The 17,081-nt window shown below is 74.0% G+C and carries 17 protein-coding genes and 1 pseudogene; 11 read left to right on the forward strand and 7 right to left on the reverse strand.

Going from position 1 to position 17,081, the window contains the following annotated elements; genetic code table 11:
- Positions 1-59: 59 nt before the first annotated feature.
- Entirely contained in the window at positions 60-1,259 is a 1,200-nt protein-coding gene (locus ACFP3R_RS32455; protein WP_380641759.1) for a PP2C family protein-serine/threonine phosphatase, read from the reverse strand.
- A 254-nt stretch (positions 1,260-1,513) separates the two neighbouring features.
- Here ACFP3R_RS32455 and ACFP3R_RS32460 point away from each other — a divergent pair, with 254 nt between their 5' ends.
- From ACFP3R_RS32460 to ACFP3R_RS32470, 3 genes are all read left to right on the forward strand, one after another.
- Positions 1,514-1,933, forward strand: coding sequence for an ATP-binding protein (locus ACFP3R_RS32460; RefSeq protein ID WP_380641762.1), 420 nt, complete (start codon positions 1,514-1,516; stop codon positions 1,931-1,933).
- Positions 1,934-2,077: 144 nt separating this feature from the next.
- Entirely contained in the window at positions 2,078-3,616 is a 1,539-nt protein-coding gene (locus ACFP3R_RS32465) for a PucR family transcriptional regulator (protein WP_380641765.1), read from the forward strand.
- Positions 3,617-3,740: 124 nt separating this feature from the next.
- Positions 3,741-5,000, forward strand: a complete 1,260-nt coding sequence (locus ACFP3R_RS32470) for an NAD(P)/FAD-dependent oxidoreductase (RefSeq protein WP_380641767.1) — start codon at positions 3,741-3,743, stop codon at positions 4,998-5,000.
- A 218-nt stretch (positions 5,001-5,218) separates the two neighbouring features.
- On the opposite strand, the gene ACFP3R_RS32475 is transcribed toward ACFP3R_RS32470, so the two are convergent.
- Positions 5,219-5,953 (reverse strand): aspartate/glutamate racemase family protein, encoded by a 735-nt coding sequence (locus ACFP3R_RS32475; protein WP_380641769.1) that lies wholly within the window; start codon positions 5,951-5,953, stop codon positions 5,219-5,221.
- Positions 5,954-6,418: 465 nt separating this feature from the next.
- Positions 6,419-7,189: a GAF and ANTAR domain-containing protein gene (locus ACFP3R_RS32480; RefSeq protein WP_380641772.1), complete on the reverse strand. Its 771-nt coding sequence runs from the start codon at positions 7,187-7,189 to the stop codon at positions 6,419-6,421.
- A 399-nt stretch (positions 7,190-7,588) separates the two neighbouring features.
- Between ACFP3R_RS32480 and ACFP3R_RS32485 the strand changes: the two genes are divergently transcribed.
- The 6 genes from ACFP3R_RS32485 (at position 7,589) to ACFP3R_RS32510 (ending at position 12,904) form a co-directional block, all read left to right on the forward strand.
- Positions 7,589-7,960, forward strand: a complete 372-nt coding sequence (locus ACFP3R_RS32485) for an STAS domain-containing protein (RefSeq protein WP_380641773.1) — start codon at positions 7,589-7,591, stop codon at positions 7,958-7,960.
- A 159-nt stretch (positions 7,961-8,119) separates the two neighbouring features.
- Complete coding sequence (locus ACFP3R_RS32490; protein WP_380641776.1) at positions 8,120-8,485, forward strand: STAS domain-containing protein; 366 nt, start codon at positions 8,120-8,122, stop codon at positions 8,483-8,485.
- A 729-nt stretch (positions 8,486-9,214) separates the two neighbouring features.
- Positions 9,215-10,252, forward strand: a complete 1,038-nt coding sequence (locus ACFP3R_RS32495) for an iron-containing redox enzyme family protein (RefSeq protein ID WP_380641778.1) — start codon at positions 9,215-9,217, stop codon at positions 10,250-10,252.
- 66 nt (positions 10,253-10,318) lie between these two features.
- Positions 10,319-11,011 carry a 2OG-Fe dioxygenase family protein gene (locus ACFP3R_RS32500; RefSeq protein WP_380641781.1) on the forward strand — a complete coding sequence of 231 codons (693 nt, stop codon included), beginning with the start codon at positions 10,319-10,321 and terminating at the stop codon, positions 11,009-11,011.
- A 7-nt stretch (positions 11,012-11,018) separates the two neighbouring features.
- Positions 11,019-11,843 carry a diaminopimelate epimerase gene (dapF, locus tag ACFP3R_RS32505; RefSeq protein ID WP_380641784.1) on the forward strand — a complete coding sequence of 275 codons (825 nt, stop codon included), beginning with the start codon at positions 11,019-11,021 and terminating at the stop codon, positions 11,841-11,843.
- Positions 11,840-12,904 carry a pyridoxal phosphate-dependent aminotransferase gene (locus tag ACFP3R_RS32510; RefSeq protein WP_380641787.1) on the forward strand — a complete coding sequence of 355 codons (1,065 nt, stop codon included), beginning with the start codon at positions 11,840-11,842 and terminating at the stop codon, positions 12,902-12,904. Before dapF ends, ACFP3R_RS32510 begins: the two co-directional genes overlap by 4 nt.
- Here ACFP3R_RS32510 and ACFP3R_RS32515 read toward each other — a convergent pair.
- Both ACFP3R_RS32515 and ACFP3R_RS32520 read right to left on the reverse strand, forming a co-directional pair.
- Positions 12,882-13,859 (reverse strand): DMT family transporter, encoded by a 978-nt coding sequence (locus ACFP3R_RS32515; protein ID WP_380641790.1) that lies wholly within the window; start codon positions 13,857-13,859, stop codon positions 12,882-12,884. The genes ACFP3R_RS32510 and ACFP3R_RS32515 overlap by 23 nt on opposite strands.
- A gap of 34 nt (positions 13,860-13,893) precedes the next feature.
- Entirely contained in the window at positions 13,894-14,601 is a 708-nt protein-coding gene (locus ACFP3R_RS32520; protein ID WP_380641793.1) for a glutamine amidotransferase-related protein, read from the reverse strand.
- A gap of 77 nt (positions 14,602-14,678) precedes the next feature.
- Here ACFP3R_RS32520 and ACFP3R_RS32525 point away from each other — a divergent pair, with 77 nt between their 5' ends.
- A complete protein-coding gene (locus ACFP3R_RS32525; RefSeq protein WP_380641795.1) occupies positions 14,679-15,608 on the forward strand; it encodes a LysR family transcriptional regulator in 930 nt (309 codons plus the stop codon).
- A gap of 54 nt (positions 15,609-15,662) precedes the next feature.
- Here the strand turns inward: ACFP3R_RS32525 and ACFP3R_RS32530 are convergent, their stop codons facing one another.
- Positions 15,663-16,406 carry an FAD-dependent monooxygenase gene (locus tag ACFP3R_RS32530; protein ID WP_380641798.1) on the reverse strand — a complete coding sequence of 248 codons (744 nt, stop codon included), beginning with the start codon at positions 16,404-16,406 and terminating at the stop codon, positions 15,663-15,665.
- Between the two features lie 59 nt (positions 16,407-16,465).
- Complete coding sequence (locus ACFP3R_RS32535; RefSeq protein ID WP_380641801.1) at positions 16,466-16,813, reverse strand: transposase; 348 nt, start codon at positions 16,811-16,813, stop codon at positions 16,466-16,468.
- 41 nt (positions 16,814-16,854) lie between these two features.
- Here ACFP3R_RS32535 and ACFP3R_RS37925 point away from each other — a divergent pair.
- Positions 16,855-17,081, forward strand: a pseudogene (locus ACFP3R_RS37925) (IS30 family transposase); the annotation flags it as partial.

Consider the following 17,081-nt stretch of genomic DNA (forward strand, 5'->3'; position numbering starts at 1 on the left):
ACCGCGGCCCCGGGCCGGCACCACCGCGGCCGGTGTCGGCGGTCGGGACCCGGCGCGGCTCAGTCCGCCCCGGGGCCGGGGCTGTGCCGGAGCACCACCAGGGCGACGTCGTCGGTGGCGGGCTGGTCGCCGACCAGGGAGGCCATGATCCGGACGCAGGCCGTTTCCGGCGCCGCGGGCGACACGGACAGCCGGAGCTGCTCCAGGCGGCTGTCCAGGTCCGTCTCGTGGCGCTCCACCAGGCCGTCGGTGTAGAGGACGGCGAGCGCGCCCGGCGGCAGGTCGACGTGGGCGCTCACCCGGCCGGTGACGGCCAGGTCGTAGCCCAGCGGCGGGCCGACCGGGGCGTCGGCGAAGACGGCCTCCCGGCCGGGCAGGGCGAGCACGGGCGGCAGGTGGCCCGCCAGGGCCAGGTCCATGCCGTGGGCCGCGGGGTCGATGACCGCGTAGGCGACCGTGGCCATGGTGTTGGTCTCGAAGTGGCTGGCCTTCCGGTCCAGCCTGCCCAGCACCTCCGCGGGGTCGTCGAACTCCAGGGCGTAGGCGCGCAGCGCGCTGCGCAGGCGGCCCATGACGACCGCGGCGGGCAGCCCCTTGCCCACCACGTCGCCCATCACCAGGCCGATGCGCCCGTCGGGCAGGTGAAACACGTCGTACCAGTCGCCGCCGACCCCGCTGTCGGTGCCGGGGACGTAGCGGGCGGCCATCTCCCACCCGTCGGCGGTGGGCAGGACGCCGGGCAGCAGGCTGTCCTGGAGCATGGCGGCCGCGGCCCGCTCGGAACGCGACCGGTGCACGTGCGCCGCCATCGCGAGGCGGTCGGCGACCAGCTGGAGCAGGTCGACCTCCGCGTCGGTGAACCGGCGGGGCTCGGTGCTGCCGACGTGCAGGACCCCGGCCAGGTCGCCCTGGGCCAGCATCGGCACGCCCAGCAGGACCCGCAGGCCCCGCTCCCACAGCAGGGGGTTGACCACGGTGGACTCGTCGACGTGCTCGATCAGCACCGGTTCCCGGGTCTGGGCCACGCGCCCGGCGAAGCCGGTCCCCACCGGCACCCGGACTCCCTGGAAGACCTCCTCCTCCAGGCCGGAGGCCGCCTTGGCGACGAGCTGCCCGCCGGCGGCGTCGACCAGCAGGACGGTGGCGGTGTCGACCGCGAACAGGTCGCGGACCCGCCACAGCATCACCTCCAGCAGCTTGTCCAGGTCGAGCTCCCGGAGCGCGCTGTCGGTGATCGCCTCCAGCACGCGCAGCCTCATCCCCGAACTCCGCGTACCACCCATCCGTCAACCCCGTCCAAGTCCCGACCACGCGCACCGAACGACCGGCACGAGCGTAGGGCGGGTGCCGTACGAGCCGGCGTCGAGCGAACGAGCGTACCCGGAACGGCGGTCCGCCGGGCGAGCCGCACCCGGCCCCCCGGAACCGCCGATGGGCGTCGGGCGCATGACCGGGGCCGCTCCGGGGTACCAACCGCACGAAGCAGGCGTCTTGAACGGGAGGGTGCGGCACCATGGACGACTCCGAGGCGCCCGGACCGCTGGCACTGGACCTGGCCGCCGACGTCCCACCGCTGGTGCTCGTGCGCCGGTGGGCGGCGGACGCGCTGGCCGATCTGACCGACGACGAGCTGGGCGACTGCGTGCTGGTGGTGACCGAGCTGGTGGCCAACGCCTACGACCACGGCTGCGTGCCCCGCCGGGTGATGCTGCGCCGGTCGGTCGACCCGTGCGCGGTCCACATCGAGGTGGAGGACGGCTCGTCCGGGGAGCCGACCCTGGGCAGGTCGCGGCTGGGGCCGCAGCGGGGCCGCGGGCTGGTCATCGTCGACCGGTTGAGCAAGGAGTGGGGGACGGTCCGGCACGCGGGGGGCAAGACCGTCTGGGCCCGGGTGCCCTGCGCCTCGTCCTCGTGGGATTGGTCGGCGGCGTGACCGCGGCGGCACCCCGCGGGTCCGCCCGGTCCTGAGGGGGCGGCTCCCCGGCGCGCGCCTCCGGCGGGGTCGCCCGATCCGGCGACCTCGGCGGTCCGGTGACCGGCGATTACCGTGGGTCGTCGGTGTCGGACAGGGGTGCTCATGATCAGGCTGGACCGCCTGGTGAACGTGCTGGGCGGCTACGGGGTGCGGTTGGCGTGCTGCCCGGTGCCGCGCGACGCCGAGCTGCGCAGCGTGGTGATGCGCGAGTCCACCGAGGTCCGCGCGGTCGACGGCGACGTGTTCCTGGCCGTGGGCGCGGGCTCGGTGGCCGAGGCCGTGGGGTGGGCGGTGGCGGCGCGGGCGTGCGCGGTGCTGGTGCACGGCGACGCCGGGGGAGCGGAGGCGGAGGGCGTCGCGCTCGGGGAGTCCGAGGGCGTCGCGGTGCTGGTGGTGGAGCCGGCGGTGTCGTGGAGCCGGCTCGCCGGGGTCGTCTACGGGCTGGTCCTGGAGGGCCGGGAGACCGAGTCCGGTCGGGGCCCGACCGACCTGTTCGCGCTGGCCGACAGCCTGGCCGGCGCGGTCGGCGGCGCGGTGACCATCGAGGACCGGCTGTCGCGGGTGCTGGCCTACTCCAGCTCGCAGGAGGGCGCCGACCCGGCGCGGCTGGCGACGATCCTGGGGCGGCGGGCGCCGGACCCGCTGCGCGCGGTGTTCGAGGAGCGCGGGGTGTTCGCGCACCTGGCGGCCCACGACGGGCCGCTGTTCGTGGAGCGGGACCCGGAGCACGGGCTGACCGGGCGCATGGTGGTGGCGGTGCGCGCGGGCCGGGAGCTGCTGGGCTCGGTGTGGGTCACCTGCGGGAGCCCGCTGACCGGCGCGCGCGGCGCGGCCCTGGCCGACGGGGCGCGCACGGTGGCGCCGCACCTGCTGCGCCGGCAGGCCAGCGCGGACCTGGAGCGGCAGGTCGAGTCCGACCTGGTGATCCGCCTGCTGGAGGGCACCGCCGACGCCGCGACCGTGCTCAGCAGGCTCGGACTGCCGCCCGGCGCGCTGCGGGTGGTGGCCGTGCGCGCGCGCATCGCGGCCGAGCGGCACGCCGCGCTGCTGCTGGCCTTCGAGCGGGCCACCACCGGTTTCGGCTGGTCGAGGCCCGGCCGCAGCGCCCTGTCGGGCAACACCCTCTACACCGTCCTGCTCGGCGACGGGGTGGCCGCGGCCCGGGAGTGGGTGGACCGGCTGCGCGCCGCGCTGCCGGCCCGGGTGGCGGTGACCGCCGGCGTCGGCGGCCCGGCGTCGGCCGCCGACCTGCCCGCGAGCAGGCAGGAGGCCGACGAGTGCCTGGCGCTGCACGAGGCGCGCGCACCGGGCGCGGAGCCCCCGGCCTACGACGAGTCGTGGGACGACATCCTGCTGCAACGCCTGCGCGCCGCCGCGCGGGGTGGGCGGACCCCGGCCCGGGGACCGGTGGCCGAGCTGCGCCGCCACGACGGCGAGCACGCCACCCACTACGTGGCCACGCTGCGGGCGTGGTTGGAGGCCCAGGGCGACCTGGCGCGGGCGGGCTCCCGGCTCGGCGTGCACCCGAACACCATCCGCTACCGGCTGCGCCGGATGACCGAGGTGACCGCGCTCGACCTGGACGACGCCCGCAAGCGGCTCGCCATGATCATCGACCTGGCGGCGGCCGGGGACGACTGACCACCCCGCTGTCGGTTCCCGACAAGAACACCCGCCGAGGTTGTCGGCGGCGGACAACGGGACCGGGCGCGCCCCGGGCGATGCCGGCCCCGTCAGCGGTATTCGTCCCGGTGTGGAGGTGGTCATGGCCGACGTCGAGCGCGTCGACGGCGGACCGCGGTCGGCGGTCGTGGTGGGCGCGGGCATCGTGGGGCTGTCGACCGCCTGGTTCCTCCAGGAGCGCGGCGTCGAGGTGACCGTGGTCGACCGGACCGGGGTGGCGGCCGGGGCGTCGTGGGGCAACGCCGGGTGGATCGCGCCCGGCCTGGCGATCCCGCTCAACGAGCCCTCCGTGCTGCGCTACGGCCTGCGGTCGCTGCTGAGCCCGACCGCGCCCCTGCACGTCCCGCTGTCGGCCGACCCGGAGCTGTGGGCGTTCCTGGCCAGGTTCGCGGCCCAGTGCCGGTGGTCCTCGTGGACCCGCGCGGTGCGGGCCAACCTGCCGCTCAACGAGGAGAGCGTCGAGGCGTTCGACGTGCTCACCGCCAACGGCGTGGACGCGGCCGCGGTCGCCGCGCCGATCACCGCCGCCTTCGCCACGCCCCGGCGGGCCCGGGGGCTGCTGCGGGAGCTGCGCCGGATGGCCGACGCCGGCCAGCCGGTCGAGCACGTCGAACTCAACGCCGACGGGCTGCGCGAGCACGTGCCCCTGGCCTCGCCCGCCCTCGCGGCGGGGGTCCGCGTCGACGGGCAGCGCCACGTCGACCCCGGCGCGTTCGTGCGGGCGCTGGGCCGGTCGGTGGTCGCCAGGGGCGCCACGATCCAGGTCTTCGAGGTCGACGGCATCCGCACCCACAGCAGGGGCGTCACGGTCCACCCCCGCCGGGGCAAGGCCGTGGCCGCCGACGTCGCGGTGGTGGCGACCGGGGCGTGGCTGTCGCGGTTGGCGCGGCGGTGGGGCGTGCGGGTGCCGGTGCGCGCGGGACGCGGGTACTCGTTCACCGTGCCCGTGGACCGCCCGGTCCCCGGCCCGGTGTACCTGCCCGACGTGCGCGTGGCGTGCACGCCGTACCAGGACGGGCTGCGGGTGGCGGGCACGATGGAGTTCCGCGACCCGGACGCCCCCGGTTCCCCGGCCCGGGTCGACGCGATCACCGCCTCCGCCCGCCACCTGCTCGACGGCGTGCGCTGGGACGAGCGCCGGGACGTGTGGGTCGGCCCGCGCCCGGTCACCCCGGACGGTCGGGCGCTGATCGGCGCGGTGCGCGCCCGGCACGTCTACGTCGCGGGCGGGCACGGCATGTGGGGGTTGGCCCAGGGGCCGGTCACCGGGCGGTTGCTGGCGGAGCAGATCACCACCGGCAAGCAGCCCGAGGCGCTGCGGCCGTTCGACCCGCTGCGCTGAGAGCCGGCGTGCCTTGCCGAGACCTGGCGCGCCCCGCCCAGACTCGGCGCCCCGCCCCGCCGCGCCACTGCACGACCTGCCGAGACCACGCGTGGCCCCGGCCACCAGCCCGTCCGCGGAACCGGCGCAGACCGAACACCCGGCGCCGTGGACACCTCCGCCGTCAGGGCGGCCACTCCTCCCGGGCCGCCCTGACGGCACCACCCGACCAGGAACCCCTACGCCGTCGAGGCGGTCCGCGACCCGAGGGCGAACCGCACCGCCGCCTCCGCGTGCAACCGGGTGGTCGGGAACACCGGCACCGGCGCCGCCGACCCGTTGAGCAGCAGCTCGATCTCGGTGCACCCGTAGACCACGCCCTGCGCGCCACGCGCCACCAGCCGGTCGACCACCGCCAGGTACTCGCGCCGCGAGTCCTCGGTGAACACGCCCCGGCACAGCTCCTCGTAGATGATCCGGTGCACCGCCTCGCGGTCGCGCGCCCCGGGCGTGATCGTCTCCACGCCGTGGTCCGCGAGCAGCTCGCGGTAGAAGGACTTCTCCATGGTGAACGCGGTGCCGAGCAGCCCGACGCGGCGGACCCCGGCGGCGAGCACGGCCCGAGCCGTCACCTCGCCGATGTGCAGCAGCGGCACCGGCAGCCGCTCCGCCAGCCGGGGCGCGAGCAGGTGCATCGTGTTCGTGCACAGCACCACCACGTCCGCGCCGGCCCGCACCAGCGCGTCCGACGCCTCGACCAGCGGCGGCAGGGCCTCGTCCCACCGCTGCGCGGCCTGCGCCGCGGCGACCGGGGCGAAGTCGACCGAGTACAGCACGCAGCGGGCCGAGTGCAGGCCGCCCAGGCGTTCGGCCACCAGCTCGTTGACCAACCGGTAGTACTCGGCGGTCGACTGCCAGCTCATGCCGCCGAGCAGGCCGATCACCCGCTGCTCGGGTGCGGGTTCAGTGGACATGCGCCGGACTGTAGTCGACAATTCGTCGCGTTCATCCCGGTTTTCGCGCCGCCGAACGGTTCGCGCAGCCTCCACAGTGGACTTCCCGGGCACCCGCCCGCGCGCGTCTCCGGTCTGCTGCTGACCACCGACACGGTGACCACCGCGCTGGAGCTGCTCATCTCGCCGGCCCGGGAGACCTTCCCCGCCTCGGACGGGGCCGGCCTCACGACGACTGGCCGGTCCTGAACACCGACGGCATCACCGACGTCCTCGACGACCCCTCAACCCACGCGCGGCTCGCCGGGTTCCTGCGCCGCGAGGCGGCCGAGGGCCACCCGCCGCCCGAAACCGCCCGGCGGCTCCCGCGCACCCCGCGCCCCCGGCGCGACGGCGGCCTGCGGGAGGCCGCCGCCGTGCTGCTCGTCCGCTGGACGGGTCCGCGCGCTGCTCCCGTGAGGACGGCCGGTCGCGCCCGGGTCCGGTTCAGGTGCGGCGGCGGGGCCCGGTCGGCATCTCGCCGGTCCGGGTGAGCTGCTCGGCCAGGTCGCGCAACTTGGTGTTGGCGCGCTGGCTGGCCCGCACGAGCAGGGTGAACGCCTGGTCGGCGGTGAGCTTGTGGCGCTCCATCAGGATGCCCTTGGCCTGCCCGATCAGGTCGCGGGTGTGCACCGCCTCGGCCAGGTGGTCCCGCTTCTGGGCGGAGGCCAGGGCCACCGCGGCGTGACCGGCGAACAACAGCCCCACGTGCTCGGACTCCTCGTCGAACGCGTGCGGCTCGGGGGCGTACATGTTGAGCGCGCCCAGGTCGTCGTCCTGGACGAACAGCCGGAACGACAGCATGGACGCCACGCCCAGCGCCAGCGTCCGCTCGGCGAACACGGGCCAGGGGTTGTCCGCGCCCAGGTCGGGCACGTTGACGATCTTGTGCCGGTAGAGCGTGTCCAGGCACGGGCCCTGGCCGGTGTCGTACTGGGCCTGGTCCACGCCCAGCGGCACGTCGTCGGTCGTCGCCACCGTCCGGACCTCGCGCTTGCCCACGATGGCGGTGATCCCGGCGTGCCGGGCGCCGGGGATGGTGCCCACCGCCGCGCGCACGATCTCGTCCAGCGTCCCCTGCTCGTCGCCCTGGTGGTGCAGCGTGCGGGCGACCTCGTTCAGCCGCACCGCCAGTTCGTCGCCCCGGTCGGCCTCGTCCAGCGCGACCCCCACGCCGTCGCCCTCCCGCCCGGTCTTCCCGGCTGTGCTGTCGACCATGAGCCCACCCTCCGCCGGTTGTCCGCGATCGTGTTCCGCTTGACCGCCCATCGTGCCCTACCGGGTCGCGCGGGTCGTGATCGAGCCCGGGAGCCGCGCCCGCCGGTGCCGGGGACCGGGGTGGCGGGACCAACCCCGCGCCGACAGGATCGCGGTCTCGTCCAGGAGAGCCCTTCCCCGTCCGGGTGGTTCGCCCGCGTTCGACAGGCGCGCTCTGTCATCCCGACAGGTGAACATCCCCGCTGTGTTCCCCGCTTCGGGTTGGTGTTTCACCGTGACGCGCCGTAACGTCGAGGTGTCCCTGACGAATGCAGGCATTCGGTGGAGCGATTGTCCCGGGCCGAACAGCGCGCCCGGGTGGACCACATCCCTCCGTCTCGTGGCGAGGAGTGCGCAACCGTGGACCGGACCTTGGAGATCGGGGCGTTCGCCATAGCCCACGCGGAGCACGACGGGGTGCTGGTCACCACCGTGACCGGGGACGTGGACCACGGCAGCGTCGAGGTCATCGACACGGAGCTGTCCGCCCGGCTGGACCGGCGGCCGACCGCGCTGGTGGTCGACCTGGACGGCGTCGAGTTCTTCGGCTCGCTGGGCATCACGGCGCTGCTGCGGGCCCACCAGCGGGCGGCGCGGCTGGGCGTCGGGTTCGCCGTCGCGGTGAGCCGGCGGCCGGCGCTGCGGACCCTCGAGGTGACCGACCTGGTCGAGGTGCTGCGGGTGCGCCGGACGCTGCGGGAAGCGGTCGACCTGGCCCGCGCGGTGGCCTGAACAGAGGTTGGGAAAATTCGTCCGGGGGCAGTCCTCCCGGCCGCACGTACCGTTGACGGACCACTGGGCGAACGCCGAAAGCCGCGCAGGAACCGCTTCGGGTCAAACAGCGTGCTCGAACGATGCGGCTCCGTGGTCTCCGACGAAGAGGAGAGCCCCATGAACGAGCACGCTCCCGGCACGCACACCACCGAGGTCGATGGTGGCATCCCGCTGATCCGGGTGGTGGGCGCCCTGGACGCGGTGTCGCACCGGGCGGTCGCGGCCGAACTCGACGCCGTGGTCGAGCGCCGCCCGGCCGCGGTCCTGCTGGACCTGCGCGAGGTGGACTTCATGGGCTCGGCCGGCATCGCCGTGCTGATCAACGCCCACCACCACGCGAGCAGGTTGCACGTCCCCTTCGCCGTCATCGCGGACAACCGCTGCGTGCTGCGGCCCCTGCGGATGAGCCAGGTGGACGCGGCGCTGTCGCTGCACGCCACGCTGGAGCACGCGATCGCCGCGGTGCGGGTGGTCACGGCCTGAGCCCCGGCCGCCGCGTTCGCCGCCGCGCCGCCATGGTTCCTGGTCGGCGCGGTGGGGATGCGACGCGGGGGGAGGTGGAGCCTGGTGGAGGCTCCTGCCCGCGGCAGTTGGATCACCGCGGGTGAAATGAGAATGTCGGGAGCCGCCGGACGCGGTTCAGTGCCGTTGAACGCGTCCGGCGGCTCCGTTCTGCTTCCACGATCAACCGGGGTGAGCACCACCGGACGGGACCGTTGAAAGGCGGGCCGAAAAGCGCTGCGGCGCACTGTCGTCGGTGCCTGCGCCGGTCGAGGGTAGCAGTTCTTCCTCGGGGCGCCAGTGCCGGAGGCGAAGCGTCCGGGGTCGTGTGCGGACCTCCGAACTTCGGCCCGCGGCACCGTTGACCGATAACTTGGACTTTCCGGCCAGGCCGTTCGTTCCCTCACCGATTCAGTTGTCACCGCAGTGGGCCCGACGGCCATCGGTCCTGGTCGTGGCAGCGCTCCTGGGTGCGCCTTCCGTGCTGCTCGCCCGGTTGACCTGCGCGGACGGGACCTGCGGGGGTGGGTTTTCGGCGGCCGGACCGCATCTGTGCGGACAATGCGGCCGAATGGTGGATGTTGGGTGCCTCCGGCTCTGGGTAATCATTGTCGCCAACCGTGGGCCCTATTGGTCAAAAAGCACTCCGCCGCGCGGTTGAACTCTCTTCGATTGCATCGAACATGTCGTGGGAAGACCAATCTGGGCAAGGTGGAGCCGGTGCTGCGTAATGGGGTTGCGCTCGTCGAGGAAATAACGTCGTGGCTTCGGCTGCCCGCAGAGGAGCTGGATGCCCGGGTCATCGGGGAGGAGGCGCATCGGGTCCTGCTCGACGTGGCCGCGCTCAACGCGGCCGCCGCGGCGGGTGACCAGGAGGCGTTCCGCCTCCAGCAGTTGCTGCTGGCGCGCATCTACGACCTGTTCATGAAGATCCCCGACGAGCCGACCGCCGAGGGGTCGGTGGTGGTCAACGGGGTCCTCACCGCCCTGGAGCGGGCGACCATCGCCGCGGAGGACGCCGCGGTCGACTGGGCGGTGGTCGACGCGGCGCCGACCACGCCCGCGGAGTACCTGTCCTGGCTCAAGCAGAGCGCGCGCGGGCACCGGGTGTTCAAGCACCCGTACTACATGAAGTTCATCCGCAACCACGCCACCGCGGCGCACCTGCGCAAGTACGTCATCCAGGAGTCCGTGGTCGACGGGCGGTTCGACGACCTGCTGGCGCTCATGCAGGTGGGCACCGCGGGGCCGGCGAAGATGGAGATCGCCAACAACTTCTGGGACGAGATGGGCAACGGCAGGCCCGACGAGGTCCACACGACCCTGTTCAACCAGCTCTACGACGTCTTCGACATCACCCCGCAGGAGCTGGAGGACTCGCTCACCGCGACCGCCCTGCTGTCGGGCAACCTCGCCGTGCTGCTGTGCCGCTACCGCCGCTTCTACCCCGAGGCCGTCGGGTTCCTGGGCATGACCGAGTGGCTGGTGCCGGACCGCTTCGTGCAGGTCGTCGGCGCGTGGGAGAGGCTCGGGCTCCCGGAGGTGGGCATCGTCTACCACCGCCTGCACATCACCGTCGACTCGCAGCACGCGGCGGGCTGGTTCCACAACATCGTGTCCCCGTCCGCGGGCTCGGCCTACATGCGGCGCGGCATCGCCCGCGGCACCCTCTGGCGGCTGAACTCCTCGGCCCGCTACCTCGACGAGCGCCTGGCCGAGGTCGCCGACCTGATCACCGCGGGCACCTGAACCACCGCGTGCACCTGATCACCGCGAGCACCCACCACCCCGCCGTCGAGCACGGAAGGACCTGACATGTCCCTGAACGACCAGCGGTTCGCGATCGTCGACCTGCCGGAGATCCCCCAGGAGATCCTGGACAGCTACGACCGCTGCCCCGTCGACGAGTACATGGGCAACGGCACCCGCTTCAAGCGGTTCAGCCAGTACCGGCTGCACCACGACGAGGCGCGGGGCTGGCAGTTCGGGCTGCTGGAGCACCGCGACTACACGGCGTTCACCAAGTTCAACCCGGTCGGGGGCGGCATCAAGCGCAAGTACCTGCCCATCGAGGCCGACTTCACCCCGCTGATCCGCGCGGGCATGGAGGGCCTCGGCCTCGACGAGAGCGAGGACTGGCAGATCAACGTCCACCAGAACCGCACCCGTGCCGAGGGTGACCGGGTGGGTCCGCTGACCCCCGAGGGCGTGCACCACGACGGCCACGAGTTCGTCATGATCGCGATCCTGCGGCGCAACAACGTGGGCGGCGGCAAGACCCGGCTGTGGCGGCCGGGCGCGGACGCCCCGTTCTGGGACGGCACGCTGGAGGCCGGTCAGGCCGTCCTGCTCGACGACCGCGCGTTGCAGCACGACGTCACCGACGTCACCTCCGCCGACGGCGGCCCCGGCCACCGCGACATCGTCATCGTGGCGTTCTCGCGGTGGAAGGAGAAGTGGTACGGCGAGGAGCACGACAAGGCGGCCCTCACCGCGGACGCGATGTAGTTCCCCGGTGGCCGACTTCGCCAAGTACCAGGCGCTGGGCAACGACTACCTGGTGATCGACCCCGCCGAGACCGACCTGCCGGTCACACCCGCGGCCGTGAGGCTGCTGTGCGACCGGCGGTTCGGGGTCGGGGCGGACGGGGTGCTGCGCCTGCCGCACGGGCCGGTCGACGTCGGCCGGCCCGTGGCGCTGCACGCGGTGAACGCCGACGGCAGCGCGTGCGCGCGCAGCGCCAACGGTGTCCGGATGGTCGGCCTGCACCTGGCCCGGCGGCACGCCGGCGTGGACCGCGTCGTCGTGCTCACGCCCGCCGGCGAGTCCGTCGTGGAGGTCCACGACGCGGCGGCGGGGCTCGTCGAGGTCGAACTCGGTCCCGCTCGCGTCGACCCCGCGGGGGAGTTGACCGCGGCGGGCGAGCGGTTCGACGTCAGCGTCGTGGACAACGGCAACCCGCACGCGGTGCTGTTCCTCGACGGGGTGGACGCCGCGCTCGCCCGCGCCTTCGGCGAGGCCGTCGCCGGGCACGAGCGCTTCCCCGACCGGGTCAACGTCGAGTTCACGACGGTGCTCGGGCCCGACGCGCTCAGGATCGAGGTCCACGAGCGCGGCGCGGGCTACACCCCCGCCTCCGGTGCGGGCGCGTGCGCCGCCGCGTCCGCCGCGCACGCCCGCGGGCTGACGGGTCGCCGGGTGCGCGTGGAGATGGCCGGCGGTGTGGTGGAGGTCGCCATCGGCGACGACGGCGCGGTGAGGTTGTGCGGTGAGGTCGAGCAGGTGTGCACGGGTGACGTGTCGCCCGCGCTGAGGAGCAGGCTGGAGGAGGCAGGGTGACCGCGGCGCTCTACCCGATGCGGCAGTGGGCGTTCGAGGACACCCCCGGCCGCTACGAGATCGACCTGGGCAACAGCTACGTCCCGGCCCGCGACCTCGCCGACCTCGGCGTGCCCGCGAGCCTGACCCTGGGCTACGGCTCCGACACCGGCACGCGCAGGCTGCGCGAGGCTGTCGCGGCGCGCTATGGCGGGAGCGCCGACCCGGACCGCGTGCTGGTCACCCACGGCGCCGCCGAGGCGCTGTACCTGCTGTTCACGACCCTGCTGCGGCCGGGTGACCGCGTGGTGACGTTCCTGCCGGGGTGGCTGCCGTCGGTGGACGTGCCCGTGCACCGGGGGTGCCGGGTGGAGACCGTGGCCCGCACCGAGGACATGGGCGTCGACCTCGACGCGGTGCGCGCCGCCGCGGGCCCGGACCTGCGGCTGGTCTACCTGGACTCGCCGGGCAACCCGGGTGGCAGGCGGGCGACCGACGAGCAGGTCACCGCCCTGGCCGACCTGCTGGCGGAGACCGACGGCTACCTGGTGCTCGACGAGGAGTACCGCATCGACCTGGCGGGTTCCGCGGCCACGCGGCACCCGCGCGTGGTGTCGGTGTCCGGGCTGGCCAAGGTGTACGGGCTGCCGGGCCTGCGGATCGGCTGGCTGCACGGCCCGGCCGACGTGGTGGCCGGGTGCGCCCGGCACAAGCACTACACCTCCATCGCCAACTCCGTGCTGTGCGAGGAGTTGGCGGCCGGGGTGCTGGACCGGCACGAGGAGTTCGCCGCGGCCTACGACGCCGCCGTCGGACCGGGCCTGGAGGTGGTGGCCGAGTGGGCGGGCCGGCACACCGACCTGGTCCGGGTGGTCCTGCCGGAGGGCACGCCGTTCGCCTGGGCGTCGCCCACCTCCGGCGAGCCGTCGCTGGCGCTGTGCCGGCGCGCCCTCGACGCCGGGGTGCTGCTGATGCCGGGGGAGACCCTCGGCAGCGATCGCGGGTTCCGCCTCGGCTTCGCCCGCGACCCGGCCACCGTCGCCGAGGGCCTGCGCCGGATCACTCCGCTGCTCCGCCCCTGACCGCGCCGCCGGCCGCCGAGGTGCCCACCGGGGGCGCCGCGGCGGCCGGCTCCCGCTTGGGCGGTCGGGTCAGCAGCACGCCGCTGATGATGAGCAGCGCGCCGAGGACCGTGTTCCAGTGCAGCACCTCGTCGAGGAACAGCACGCCGATCAGCGCCGCCCACATCGGCGTCAGGAACGCCACCGTGGACGCCACGGTCGAGCCGACCGCGCGGATCACGTTCAGGTTCCACATGTAGGCGACGCCGGTGCCGATCGTGCCCAGCACGACCATGGCGAGCATCGGCCCGGCGCCCGGCCAGATCGGCAGGCTCGGCGACCCGGTGCTGAACGGTGCCACCAGGGCCAGCTCCACCGTGGCCAGGCCGATCTGCATCGCGGTCAGCGTCAGCGCCGGCGAGTCCACGTCGGAGAGGTACTTGCGGGTGTAGGTGTAGCCCAGGCCGTAGGAGGCCACCGCGACCAGGCAGGCGATGCTGCCCGCCAGCATCGAGGAGTCCACGCCGTCCCACACGCCGAGCACCACGAGCGCGCCGGTGAACCCGGTGACCAGGCCCGCCAGCCTGCGCGGGGTCGGCTTCTCCGAGGGCAGCACGACCAGCACCCACAGCAGGGTGAACAGCGGGATCATCGCGTTCCACACGCCGGCCTGGAGCGAACTGATGTCCTGCTCGCCCAGGGCGAACAGGACGAACGGCAGCGCGTTGAGCACGGTGCCCACGACCAGCGCGTGCCCCCAGACCCTCGCGCTGCGCGGCACGGCGAGCCGGCGCCCGAGCACCAGCAGCCACAGCACGGCCGCGCCGAAGAAGCAGCGCCAGAACGCCACCCAGGCGGGCGCGATGTCCGCCTCGACGCCGATCTTGATCAGGGCGAAGCCCGAACCCCAGATCAGCGAGCAGAGCAGGAAGTACGGCAGCCACGTCGGGGTCTGCGCACGCGGTTCGGTCGACATGGGCGTCCTCGGGGAAGGGGGAGCGGGCAGGGGGTCAGGCGGCCGCGGCGGCGACGGCCGCTTCGGCGAACGCGGTCACGATCGGGTGCGGTGCGACCGGGTCGGCGGTCAGCTCGGGCTGGAACGCCGTGGCGAGGAAGAAGCGGTGCCCCGGCAGCTCGGCGACGCGGGCCACGCCGTCGTCGTCGTGGCCGGTGAGCCGCAGCCCGCCGGCCTCCAGCAGCGGCGCGTAGGCCGGGTCGAGTTCGTGGCCGCTGTGGTGGCGCTCGGTGGTGGAGCCCGCGCCGAGCACCCGCTCGGCCAGCGACCCCGGCCGCAACCGGATGCGGCGCTCGTGACCCACCAACGGCTTGGCGGAGGGCACGATCAGGTGCTCGCGCGCGTCCGGCGCGTTCTCCGCGTGCGCGACGCCGGCCAGCCCGCACACCGAGCGCGCGAACTCCAGCACGGCGTGCGAGAACCCGCCGCAGGTCGCCAGGAACGGCAGGTCGCCCTCGCGTGCCGCGCGCACGGCGGCCAGCGCGCCGTCCTGGCTGAGGTAGGGGCTGCCGGGCACCAGCCACACCCCGTCGAAGGCGGCGAGCCCGGACACGTCGGTGGTGGGCGTCCAGTAGGCGTCGACGGCGATGCCCGCCCGTCGCCACAGCGCGTCGAACAGGGTCGCGTAGCGGGAGTGCGCGCGCACGCCGGCGGAACGCTCGCCCACCAGCGCCACCCGCGCGATCCACGGCCCGTCGTCCACACCGCCATCATCGGCGCGGAGCCGAGTGCAGGTCAATCGATCATCGGGCATGTCCGCATCAGCTACGCTTATCGACCGTGGACACCCGGCTGCTGCGGACGTTCTGCACGATCGCCAGGCTGAGGTCGTTCTCCGCCGCCGCTCGCGAACTGGGCTACACGCAGTCCGCGGTCTCGCAGCACGTCGTCGCCCTGGAGTCGGACCTGGGCACCACCCTGCTGGGGCGCCGCCCGGTCGTCCTCACCGAAGCGGGCGAGCGGCTGCTGGAGCACGCCGCCCCGATCCTGATGCGCCTGGACGCCGCGCGCGCCGACGTGGCCCGCGTCGCCGCCCAGCCGACCTCGCGGCTGGCGGTCGGCATCGCCCCCGCCGCGTCCGCCGTCGCGCCCGTCGTGGCCCGCCAGGCGCGACGGGTGGGCGTGCGCGACCTGACCCTGCGCGTCCTGCCGCCCGTCGCCGTGGCCGAGGCGGTCGCCGTGGGCGACGTGGACGTGGGCGTCGTCGCGGCGCCGGCCGTGCGCACCGACCCGCTGAGCCTGCCCGCCGTCAGCTCCCTGCGGGCCACGCCGCTGACCGAGTCCCCGGCCCTGGTCGCGGTGCCCCGGGACCACCCGATCGCGGGCCGGCCCGGCGTCTCCCCGCCCGACCTGGCCGACGCGCGCTGGATCGACGCCCCCGAGGCCCTGGGGAGCCTGGACGAGCTGTGCGCCACCACCGGCCTCCCGCCGCTGCGCGTGGCCGTCCGCTGCACGGGCGTGGACCTCGACACCCTGCGCCGGCTGCTGGTGGCCGGTGAAGGACTGGCCCTCCTGCCCGCCGAGGCGATCACACCGGACCTGGTGGGCGTGCCCCTGGTCGGCCTCGACCTGGTCTACCGGTCCGAGGTGCTGCACCGGCGCGAGGAGGACGGCGTGGTCGCGGCGTTGGTCGCCGCGCTGGTCGCCGCGCCGGCGACGGGCTCGCCGGGGGTGCCGTCCGCGCCGCCCGGCCCGCGTCGGCGCACCTGATCCGCCCGCGGGGTTCCGGGAGTCGGCTGTGTCCACACGGGGTGGTCGGGCGGATCACCGTCGACTGCCCGGTGTGGACCCGCTGGTTCGCCGGGCCCGAGGCGGTGGTCTACGGCTTGGGGAGGAGGTGATCGGTGGCCCGGCCGGGGCTCCGGAGTCCGGCACCCCGGCGTAGTCGGGCAGCTCGACCCCGTTGATCGCGCGCCCGATCAGCTCGGTGAACCACTCGCCGGCGAAATCGGGGCTCGGCCCGGCGTCCGGCCCGGGGACGTCGCGGCTGCGGGCGTTCAGCCGGCCGATCTCCTGGTTGGCCTCGACGAACGAGCGCATCCGCGCCTCGTAGCGGGCGAACCCGGCGTCGGGGTCCCAGCCTGAGGCGGCCAGTTCACCGGCCAGCAGGTAGGCCCCGACCAGGGCCAGCCCGGTGCCCTGCCCGGACATCGGCGACGAGCTGAACGCCGCGTCCCCGAGCAGCCCCACCCGTCCACTCGACCAGCGGTCCATCACCACCTGGGCGACCTGGTCAAGGTAGAAGTCCGGGGTGTCGTCCAGCTGCGCGAGGATGTCCGGGGTCAACCACCCCAGACCCGCCATCCGCTCACGCAGCAGGACCTTCTGGGCCGCGACGTCACGGTGGTCGACGTCGAAGTCGGTCGAGGCGAAGTAGAACATCGCCATCGCCCGGGTGGCGTCCTGGACGGGTCGCAGGAGGGCTGAGCGCCCGGACTCCTGGTCCTGGTGCTCGAGCAGCCAGCGGTCCAGCCCGAACTCGTTGGGCACGCTGTAGAAGGCCAGCACGTGCCCGAGGTGGCGGAGGAACCGCTCGTTGAGGTTCCCCCGATAACCCGAGGCGATTGTTACCTGGATCGGGTCGGTGATGCCGGGATGGTAGTCGGTTCGGCCTGGGCGGCGTGCCAGGCGGCTTCGTACTCGTCGGGGCTGAGCCAGCCGAGGTCCTTCTGGATGCGCTCGGTGTTGTAGAACCCGTCGATATAACGGAACAGCTCGTTCTCGGCCTCGTCGCGGGTGCGCCAGGAGCGGCGGTAGACCAGCTCGATCTTCAACGTGGAGAAGAAGTTCTCCATCAGGGCATTATCGTGCGAGTCGCCTACCGGCCCCATCGAAGGCAGGATCCCGTTGTCTTTCACCCGTTCCGCGAAACGGAAGGCCGTATAGGTCCTGGATTCAATCGGTCGTCGCAACACCTTGATCGTGGAGGTGTCGGATGGGGCGGCCAGCAGGGTGGATGACGACTGTGACGGGGCGTCCGGCGATGAGATCCCCAGGACGGCCTCCGATTCGTCGTGATGTGGAGCGTGCGTTCTGGAATGCGATCGCCGAAGGGGTGTCCACCGAGGACGCGGCTGTCGCGTGCGGCGTGTCGGGACCGGTGGGCTGGCGGTGGTTCCGGCAGCGTGGTGGCGTGCCCTCGATCAGTCTCGCCCCACCATCTGGCAGGTATCTGTCGTTCGC

Source organism: Saccharothrix lopnurensis (assembly GCF_042658445.1).
Taxonomy (GTDB): domain Bacteria; phylum Actinomycetota; class Actinomycetes; order Mycobacteriales; family Pseudonocardiaceae; genus Actinosynnema; species Actinosynnema lopnurensis.